The sequence below is a fragment of the Micromonospora sp. MH33 genome (assembly GCF_003013775.1).
GTDB lineage: Bacteria > Actinomycetota > Actinomycetes > Mycobacteriales > Micromonosporaceae > Micromonospora > Micromonospora fulviviridis.
This window is the reverse complement of sequence record NZ_MUYZ01000279.1, coordinates 1-9,283: the sequence shown is the minus strand read 5'-3', so window position 1 is coordinate 9,283 and position 9,283 is coordinate 1. Positions and strand designations below refer to the sequence as shown.

Below are 9,283 nucleotides of genomic sequence, written 5' to 3'. Positions count from 1 at the left end.
CAGACCAGCAATACCCAGCACGCTCTTACGCAGCATCGTGTTCATGAGGGAAAGCTCCATTCGGGGGTTGGCGCACACACACCGACCGGGGGGTCGGATGGGGTGGTGTGCACAAGCACCACGTCAGGCGCTCAATGAAGTCATCGGGGGGATCATCGACGCGCAAGGCCGGGGAGCCTCTTCGTCGCGCCGGGACCATGTACAACGACCGGCGACCCACCATCATTCCGGGACCGGCGCCCCGCCTCGCGGGGCTGTCTTCCTCAGCCGGCACCTCGTCGCGCGGGGGCATTCTCCTCGGTCGTTCACGGGTATACAACGACGCCCACCCGCCCGCCATTCCGCCGCCAGGGTGCCGCCGACCACTTATGAATCGGACATTCCGCCCGGGCGGAGCCCATCGCTGGAACAGCGTGGGTGTCACCGGGCGACGGAGACACACATGGCGTTCCACCCAACGACCCCAGGCGCAGGGCGGAACCGGACACACACCCCCAGATGGCCGGCCGCCCGGCGATCGGCATCCCAGGCACGGCAACCCCGCACGGGCCCGCCGGTGGATGCGAACCTCGACCAACTACAGCCGGGTCGTCGTGCTGGCGGTGGGCGCGAGGTCAGGGCGATGGGAAAACGCGGGACAGGGGTTACCCTGACACCATGTCGGCCACCAGCACCGCGTACCTCGCCCGTCCCGGGCGACCCGCCGTGGTGGCGCGCACCCTCGGCGAGCTGGCCGGCCCCACCCGCGGCATCGTCGAGCTGCCGGTGCGCCTGATGTGGAGCAGCGAGCGCGCCTTCGACCTGGCCGACCCCGACGACCTGCTCTGGATGTACGAGAACGTGCTGCGCGAGACCAGCCGGGTCGAGGACCTCCGCGAGCTGATCGACGGGGGGACGCTGCGCCGGGTGTGGCCGCTGTTGAACCTGCCCCGGGGCGTGCGCCTGGCGTGGGAGAGCCGGCACCGGGGCCTGCGTACCGCGTGACCCACCTGCACGACTTCTACCGGGAGGTGGCCCGGGTGGCCCTCGCGGCCGCCGGCCCGCACCGGTTCGTGCTCGGCGGCGGGGTGGCCTGGGCGGCGCACGGCCTGGTCACCCGCCCGACCGAGGACGTGGACCTCTTCGCCGACGTGGAGGGCGCGGCCGCCGCGGCGGCCGCCGGGGTGCGGGCCGCCCTGGAGCGGGCCGGCTACCGGGTGGACGACGCCGATCCGGACAGCGAGCTGGGTGAGCTCTTCGACGGCTACGACCGGGACCTGCGGGACTTCGTGGTCAGCCGGGACGGCCGGCAGATCCGGCTCAGCCTGGCCCGGCTCGACCGCTACCGCAGCCCGGTCGTGATGGACCTGGGCCCGGTGATGGACGTCCGGGACCTGATCGCCAACAAGACCGCCGCGCTGGTCAACCGCCGTGAGGTCCGCGACTACATCGACGTCTCGGCCGCGCTGGACCGGTACGCGGTGACCGAGCTGCTGGAGCTGGCCCGGCAGGTGGACCCGGCGCTGGACGTCGAGGACGTCCGGGCGGCGGGCCGCTACCTGGACCGGGTGCCGGACCGCCGGTTCGCCCGCTACGGCCTGGACCCCGGTCAGATCGCCGAGGTCCGCCGCCGGATGGCCGCCTGGCCGCGCTGACCACGGGCGCGGCCGGCGGCCAGGGTTCACTTGGTGGGCTTGCCGCCGGTCACGCCGAGGATCTCCCCCGTCACGTAGCTGGACTCCTGCGAGGCGAAGAAGACGTACGCGGGGGCGAGTTCGGCGGGCTGGGCGGGGCGGCCCAACGGCGTGTCGGTGCCGAACTGCTTCACCTTCTCCTCGGGCATGGTGGCCGGGATCAGCGGGGTCCAGACCGGGCCGGGCGCCACGGCGTTGACCCGGATGCCGCGGTCGGCCAGGTTCAGCGCGAGGGCCTTGGTGAAGTTGGCGATGGCCGCCTTGGTGGTGGCGTAGTCGAGCAACTGCGGCGCCGGGTTGAACGCCTGGATCGACGAGCTGTTGACGATCGCCGAGCCCTCGGGCAGGTGCGGCACGGCCAGCTTGCAGAGCCAGAACATGGCGTACACGTTGGTCTTGAAGACCCGGTCGAACTGCTCGGTGGTGATGTCGAGGATGCCGTTGTCCTGCGACATCTGGAAGGCCGCGTTGTTGACCAGGATGTCGATGCCGCCGAGGTCGGACAGCGCCCGCTCGATCAGCTCCCGGCAGTTCGCCTCCTCACGCAGGTCGCACCGCACGGCGACGCCCTTGCGCCCGGCCTGTTCGACCAGACTGACGGTCTCCCGGGCGTCCGCCTCCTCCTCGTCGCCGAGGTAGGAGATCAGCACGTCGGCGCCCTCCCGGGCGTACGCGAGGGCGACCGCCCGGCCGATCCCGGAGTCACCGCCGGTGATCACCGCCCGCTTGCCGGAGAGCCGGTCGCTGCCCCGGTACGACTCCTCGCCGTGGTCCGGCTTCGGGCCCATCTCCTGCTCGGTGCCGGGCGCCGACTGCTGCTGGCCGGGCTGGCCCTGCTGTTGGCCGTACTGGCGGGTGGGGTCCTGCTGGGTGTACTGGTCCTCGCTCACCGGGTCTCCCTCGTGCCGTCCTGGCGGTCCCCTCCCGCCCTACCCGGGGACCGGGGACGGAAACGGCGGTGTTACGCGGCGGGGGCGCGCGGCGCTGGTGGTGTGAGATACCTCGGGGCGAGGTGGCGTCTGTGACAGTCGGTGGTTATGGTGCGCAACGGCGCCCACGAGGCGCGTCCACCCCCATGGAAGGGCACCTCATGACCTCCTCCTCCGGCGCCTCGCGCCGCCAGGTGCTGGCCGTCGCGGCCGCCGCCGCGACCGCCCCCCTGATCGCCGGCGCTCCCGCCGAGGCCAAGCCGAAGCCCGCGAAGACCTGGGACCTCACCGTCCTCGGCACCTCGGACACCCACGGCAACGTCTACAACTGGGACTACTACCGCGACGCCGAGTTCGACGACAGCAAGCACAACGACGTCGGCGTCGCGAAGCTGGCCACCCTGGTCAACCAGATCCGCGCCGAGCGCAAGGGCAAGGCGACCCTGGTGCTGGACGCCGGTGACACCATCCAGGGCACCCCGCTGGCCACGTACTACGCCAAGCAGGAGCCGATCACCGAGACCGGCGCGACGCACCCGATGGCCAACGCCATGAACGTGCTGAAGTACGACGCCGTCACGCTGGGCAACCACGAGTTCAACTACGGTCTGCCGCTGCTCGCCACCTGGATCGGTCAGCTCGGCTTCCCGGCCCTGGCCGCGAACGCGATCAACGAGAAGACCGGCAAGCCGGCCTTCCTGCCGTACGTGATCAAGGAGGTCGCGCTCGGCGGGTACGACTCCCCCACCCTCAAGGTCGGCATCCTCGGCCTGACCAACCCGGGCGTGGCCATCTGGGACAAGGGCAACGTCGAGGGTCGGCTGGTCTTCGCCGACATGGTCGCCACCGCCGCCAAGTGGGTGCCGGTGATGCGGCAGCGCGGCGCCGACCTGGTCATCATCTCCGCCCACGGCGGCGACAGCGGCACCTCCAGCTACGGGCCGGAGCTGCCGAACGAGAACCCGGTGGCGCTGATCGCCGAGCAGGTGCCGGGCATCGACGCCATCCTCTTCGGCCACGCCCACAACGAGGTGCCGCAGAAGTTCGTCACCAACAAGGCCACCGGCGCGCAGGTGCTCACCTCCGAGCCGTCGAAGTGGGGCCAGCGGCTGACCCGGATGGACTTCACCGTCACCAAGGTCAAGGGCCGGTGGCAGGTGGTCGCGAAGTCCGCCACCACGCTGAACACCAACACCGTGGTCGAGGACCCGGCGGTGCTCGCGGCCGTGCGCGGCCAGCACGACACGACCGTCGGGTACGTCAACCAGGTCGTGGCGCAGTCCAAGGAGGAGCTGTCCACCGTCGAGTCGCGGTACAAGGACACCCCGATCCTGGACTTCATCAACCACGTCCAGGCCGAGGTGGTCACCCAGGCGCTGGCCGGCACCGCGTACGCCAGCCTGCCGGTGCTGTCGCAGGCGTCGCCGTTCAGCCGGACCGCCGTCTTCCCTGCCGGTGACGTGCGGATCCGCGACGTCGCCGGGCTGTACGTCTTCGACAACACCCTCGAGGCGGTCGTCATGACCGGCGCCGAGGTGAAGGCGTACCTGGAGTACTCGGCGAAGTACTTCAAGACCTGGGCGGCCGGGGACACCATCGACCTGCCGAACATCAACGACCCGAACGTGCCGGACTACAACTACGACGTCATCTCCGGGCTCGAGTACGACATCGACATCGCCAAGCCGGTCGGCCAGCGGATCACCCGCCTGGTCCTGCCGGGCACCGACACCCCGGTCGCCGCGGACGCCCAGTTCGTCATGGCGGTCAACAACTACCGGCGCAGCGGTGGCGGCAACTTCCCGGGCATCGTGAAGACCCAGGTCTACAACCAGCAGCAGGAGATCCGTCAGCTGCTGATCGACTGGGCGCAGGCCAAGGGCGAGATCCGGCCGGTCGACTTCTTCGTCGACAACTGGAAGCTGGTCCGCGACGGCGTGCCGGTCTTCTGACCCGTACCACCGCGACGGGCCCCGGGTGTCCCCACCCGGGGCCCGTCGGCCGTCTCCGGTCCGGTCAGCCGCCGCCAGCGCGCAGGTCCCACTCGTGCTGCCCGCCCGTGGGGTCGGGCCGGTCCCGGCGCGGCTCGGTCTCGCTCTCGGTCGACTCCACCCGCTCCTCGGGCCGCACCCCGGGCGGCAGTTCACCGAAGCGGACGTGCCGCAGGAAGGCGTACTCCTCGTCGGTGAACGACTCGCGCGGTTCGCTCATGACCGCATTGTGCGCCCGCCCGGCCACCCGTCGCATCAACCGACCCGGCGCGGGTAAGCCGCCGCGACGACCCGTCCGGCGACGAGGTGGAGGACGAGCATGCGCGCGATCCGGATGACCGCCCCGGGGGTGCTGGAGCAGGTGGAGGCGCCCACCCCGACCGCCGGACCGGGCGAGGTGCTGCTGCGCGTCGGCGCGGTCGGCGCCTGCCACTCCGACCTGCACATCCTCGACGCCCCGGCCGGGCTCTTCCCGGTCCCGATGACCCTCGGGCACGAGATCGCGGGCACCGTCGACCAACTCGGTCCCGGCGTCACCGGCTGGTCCGCCGGCGACCGGGTGGCGGTCTACGGGATCATCGGTTGCGGCCGCTGCCGGGCCTGCTTGCGGGGCGCGGAGAACCAGTGCCGGGTGGTGCCGGTCGGCGGGATCGGGCTCAGCCGCGACGGCGGGCTGGCCGAACACGTCGTGGTGCCCGGCTCCCGACTGCTGCACGTCGGGGAGATGGACCTGGCCCAGGCCGCCCCGCTCACCGACGCCGGGCTGACCCCGTACCACGCCGTCGAGCTGGCCCGGGACAGGCTGCGCCCGGGCACCTCCTGCGTGGTGATCGGGATCGGCGGGCTGGGCCACATGGCCGTGCAGATCCTGGTCGCCACCACCGCGGTACGGATCATCGCGGTGGACACCAGCGTCGCGGCCCTGGACCTGGCCAGCCGGCTGGGCGCGCACGACGTGGTGCAGGCCGGGCCGGACAGCGTGGACCGGATCCGGGCGCTGGTGGGACCGCCGCCCGACGGCGCGGACGTGGTGCTCGACTTCGTCGGCGCCGACCCCACCCTCACCACCGCCCGCCAGGTGGTCGCCACCGGCGGTCAGGTGCTGCTGGTCGGCCTGGCCGGCGGGACCCTGCCGGTCCGGCCGGTCGCCGACGAGCCACCGACCGTGCCGCTGGAGACCGCGGTCGAGGTGCCGTTCTGGGGCACGCGGGCGGAACTCCAGGAGGTGATCGCCCTGGCCCGGTCGGGACAGCTCCAGGCCGACGTGCAGACCTTCCCCCTGGCGGAGGCGCCGGAGGCGTACGAGCTGCTGCGCCGCGGGGAGATCCACGGCCGCGCGGTCATCGTGCCCTGACTACCGCGGGCCCGCGCCGGACCGCGCGGTGGCGCTCCGTCGCCGCACCGGCAGCCGGTCCAGCAGCGCCAGGCCGGCCCGCACCGGGCGGCGGGCGAGGGTCCGCTCGAAGCTGGCCCGCCCCTGGCAGAAGCGGACGAACATCCGCCAGCCGGGCGGGGTGGCCAGCAACGCGTGGAACACCTCGGGCCGCCGCGCGAAGACCTCCAGCAGCCGGTGCCCCGCCTGCATCTCCGGCACCAGCCGGAGGCGGATCTCCCGGTCGTAGGCGTCGAGGTCGCCGCCGGCCACCGCCTCCCCGGCCAGCCGGCCCGACCGCAGGGCGAAGCTGATGCCCTCCCGGCTCCACGGCTCCAGCAGGCCCGCCGCGTCGCCGGCGACCAACACCCGGCCGCGGCGCAACGGCGAGTCCTCCGCCCGGCACCGGGTCAGGTGCCCCGAGTCGTGCTCCGGGGCCACCCCGGACAGGCCCAGCCGCGCCACGAAGTCGCGCAGGTAGGCGCGGGTCCGCTCGCCCTCGCCCCGCTCCGCGATGACCCCGACGGTGAGCCGGTCGCCCTTCGGGAAGACCCAGGCGTACGAGCCGGGGACCGGGCCCCAGTCGAGGAGCACCCGCCCGCGCCAGCGGTCCTGCTCGGCGGGCGGGATCGGCAGCTCCAGCTCCAGCCCCAGGTCGACCTGCCGCCAGGTCACCCCGACGTGCCGGGCCGTCACGCCGGAGGAGCCGTCGGCGCCGATCACCGCGCGGGCGCGCACCGTGTCGCCGTCGGCCAGCCGCAGGCGTACCTCGTCGGGGTCCTGCTCGACGGCGCGGACGGCGACGCCCTCGCGGACCTCGGCCCCGGCGGCGACCGCGGCGGCGCGCAGCCGGTCGTCGAACTCCTCCCGGCGGACCATGGCCACCAGCGGCGCGGAGTGCCGGCGGGTGAAGCGGCGTCGCCCGTCCCGGGTGAACGTGATCCGGTCGACCCGGTCGTGCGCGGGCACCTCGATCCGCTCGGCGACCTCGGCCAGCGAGATGCCGATCAGCCCGCCGCCGCAGGTCTTGTACCGGGGGTGGGTGGCCCGCTCGACCACCAGGGTGCGCACACCGGCCCGGGCCGCCGCGTGCGCGGCGGAGAGGCCGGCCGGACCGCCACCGACGACGACGAGGTCCCAGATGATCACGGGTGCAGCCTAGGCCACCCTCGGCCCGCCCGGCACGCGCCGCGCACGACCCCCCGATCGGGTGGGCATCAACGGACGCCGCCCGGGTAACCGCCCGGCGCAGGCCGCCCGCCGGTCGGGTGGTCCACGCCGAGGAGGGAAGCGATGCAGCAGGTACAGCTGTCTGCGGTCGAGGAACGGGTGTACCAGGCGGTGACCGCGCTGGAGGTGCGGGGGCACGTCCCCTACCCGGACCTGATCGCCCAGGAGACCGGCATGACCGAAGAGGAGCTCAGCGAGCCGCTGCACCTGCTCACCGAGCGGGGGCTGCTGCACCGGGAGGACTCACCGATGTCCGGGCTGGACTTCGGACCGCGGTGGTGCGCGCGTCAGCTGACCTGACATCGTCGTTTGCCCCACCGGGGGCCGGGTAGCGATCGGGGATGCGTGATCGACGGTCTTCGGGGGGCACGATGAGCACGGACCGGTCGTCGACGCCGGTGGACGCCACCGGGTCCGACGACCGGCGCCGCTGGAAGGCGCTCAGCGTCGGCCTCGTCGCGGCGTTCATGACCCTGCTGGACGTCAGCATCGTCAACGTCGCCGTGCCGTCGATCGACCGCGCGATCCACGCCACCCCCAGCGACCTGCAGTGGGTGCTGTCCGGGTACGCGCTCACCTTCGGTCTGGTCCTGGTGCCGGCCGGACGTTTCGGCGACGCGCGCGGCCGGCGTACCGCCTTCGTGGTCGGGGTGGCGCTGTTCACCGTGACCAGCGCGCTGGCCGGGCTGGCCCGCTCGCCGGAATGGCTGATCGCCGCCCGGCTCGTCCAGGGCGCCGCCGCCGGGATCGTCAACCCCCAGGTGAGCGGCATGATCCAGCAGTTGTTCCGGGGCGCCGACCGGGGCCGGGCGTTCGGCCTGCTCGGCGCCACCATCGGCATCTCCACCGCGGTCGGCCCGCTGCTCGGCGGGCTGCTCATCGAACTCGGCGGGGAGGAACACGGCTGGCGCTGGGTCTTCTTCGTCAACATCCCGGTCGGCATCCTCGCCGTGGTGCTCGGCTGGCGGCTCATCCCGGCCCGACCGGCCGGCCAACCCGACCGGCACCGGCTGGACCCCGTCGGGGTGCTGCTGCTCGGGCTCGGGGTGACCCTGGTGCTGCTGCCGCTGGTGCAGCGGGCGCAGTGGCGTGGCCCCGGCAAGTGGGTCCTCATCCCCGTCGGCCTGCTCTTCCTGGCCGGCTTCGCGTTCTGGGAACGGTGGTACGCGCGGCACCGGCCGCCCCTGTTCGACCTGCGCCTGTTCCGGCTGCGCTCGTACACCCTGGGCTCGCTGATCGGCCTGGTCTACTTCGCCGGGTTCACCGCCATCTTCTTCATCTTCACGCTCTACCTCCAGGTCGGGCTCGGCTACAGCGCGCTCGCCGCCGGCCTGGCCATCACCCCGTTCGCGCTCGGCTCGGCGGCCGCCTCGGCGGTGGGCGGCCGGGTCGTCACCCGGTACGGCCGGCCGCTGGTCGCCGCCGGCCTGCTGGTCGTGGTGCTCGGTCTGCTCGCCACCGTGTGGGTGCTGCGGGACTCGCCGCACCGCTCGGTGCCGCTGCTGACCGCGGTGCCGTTCCTGCTCGCCGGGCTGGGCAGCGGGCTGGTCATCGCGCCGAACCAGACGCTGACACTGTCCGAGGTGCCGGTGCCGCAGGCCGGCAGCGGGGCCGGCATGCTGCAGACCGGGCAGCGGATCGGCTCGGCGGCGGGCATCGCCGGGGTCGGGGCGCTGTTCTTCTCCTCGCTGGCGGGCAGCGGGGGTGACTTCTCCGTCGCCTACCGGCACTCGCTCCTGCTGGCCGTGGGGATCATCGCGTTGGCCCTGGTGGCGGCGCTGGTCGATGTCGTGGCCGGTCATCGCTCCTCCTGACGGAGTCGGAGCTTGGTTGCGCTTGGGGCTGGGGGCGAGGGTGACCGGCTCCGGGCGGTCAGGCTTGATCCCTGCGCCGGTCACCCTCGCCCCCAGCCCGCCGTGGTCCATCACCACGCGTCCCTTGCGCTCTTTTCCCGGGTACGCCGCTGGCCGGCACCCCGTGTTGCGGGTGCCGGCCAGCGGTTCGTGTGTGTGGGTCAGCTGTTCCAGTGCTGGGCGACGATGTCGGCGGCCTGCTGCTCCCACTGCGCGTACGCGTCCGGGTACGCCG

The 9,283-nt window shown here is 73.0% G+C and carries 9 protein-coding genes; 6 read left to right on the top strand and 3 right to left on the bottom strand.

The window, feature by feature from the left end:
• Positions 1–657 precede the first annotated feature (657 nt).
• Positions 658–984: a hypothetical protein gene (locus B0E53_RS29135; protein ID WP_107078942.1), complete on the top strand. Its 327-nt coding sequence runs from the start codon at positions 658–660 to the stop codon at positions 982–984.
• On the top strand, positions 981–1,634 hold the full coding sequence (locus B0E53_RS29130) for a nucleotidyl transferase AbiEii/AbiGii toxin family protein (protein ID WP_107078941.1): 654 nt from the start codon (positions 981–983) through the stop codon (positions 1,632–1,634). Before B0E53_RS29135 ends, B0E53_RS29130 begins: the two co-directional genes overlap by 4 nt.
• Before the next feature lie 26 nt (positions 1,635–1,660).
• Here B0E53_RS29130 and B0E53_RS29125 read toward each other — a convergent pair whose 3' ends face one another.
• Positions 1,661–2,563 carry an SDR family oxidoreductase gene (locus B0E53_RS29125; RefSeq protein WP_107078940.1) on the bottom strand — a complete coding sequence of 301 codons (903 nt, stop codon included), beginning with the start codon at positions 2,561–2,563 and terminating at the stop codon, positions 1,661–1,663.
• Between the two features lie 200 nt (positions 2,564–2,763).
• Here B0E53_RS29125 and B0E53_RS29120 point away from each other — a divergent pair, with 200 nt between their 5' ends.
• Entirely contained in the window at positions 2,764–4,554 is a 1,791-nt protein-coding gene (locus B0E53_RS29120) for a 5'-nucleotidase C-terminal domain-containing protein (protein WP_107078939.1), read from the top strand.
• A 64-nt stretch (positions 4,555–4,618) separates the two neighbouring features.
• On the opposite strand, the gene B0E53_RS29115 is transcribed toward B0E53_RS29120, so the two are convergent.
• Positions 4,619–4,813: a hypothetical protein gene (locus B0E53_RS29115; RefSeq protein ID WP_229792022.1), complete on the bottom strand. Its 195-nt coding sequence runs from the start codon at positions 4,811–4,813 to the stop codon at positions 4,619–4,621.
• Between the two features lie 99 nt (positions 4,814–4,912).
• On the opposite strand from B0E53_RS29115, the gene B0E53_RS29110 reads away from it, so the two are divergent.
• Complete coding sequence (locus B0E53_RS29110; protein ID WP_107078937.1) at positions 4,913–5,947, top strand: NAD(P)-dependent alcohol dehydrogenase; 1,035 nt, start codon at positions 4,913–4,915, stop codon at positions 5,945–5,947.
• Here B0E53_RS29110 and B0E53_RS29105 read toward each other — a convergent pair whose 3' ends face one another.
• Positions 5,948–7,114: a geranylgeranyl reductase family protein gene (locus B0E53_RS29105; protein ID WP_107078936.1), complete on the bottom strand. Its 1,167-nt coding sequence runs from the start codon at positions 7,112–7,114 to the stop codon at positions 5,948–5,950.
• 144 nt (positions 7,115–7,258) lie between these two features.
• Here B0E53_RS29105 and B0E53_RS29100 point away from each other — a divergent pair, with 144 nt between their 5' ends.
• Both B0E53_RS29100 and B0E53_RS29095 read left to right on the top strand, forming a co-directional pair.
• Complete coding sequence (locus B0E53_RS29100) at positions 7,259–7,495, top strand: hypothetical protein (RefSeq protein ID WP_107078935.1); 237 nt, start codon at positions 7,259–7,261, stop codon at positions 7,493–7,495.
• Positions 7,496–7,566: 71 nt separating this feature from the next.
• Positions 7,567–9,009, top strand: a complete 1,443-nt coding sequence (locus B0E53_RS29095) for an MFS transporter (RefSeq protein ID WP_107078934.1) — start codon at positions 7,567–7,569, stop codon at positions 9,007–9,009.
• Positions 9,010–9,283: the final 274 nt, after the last annotated feature.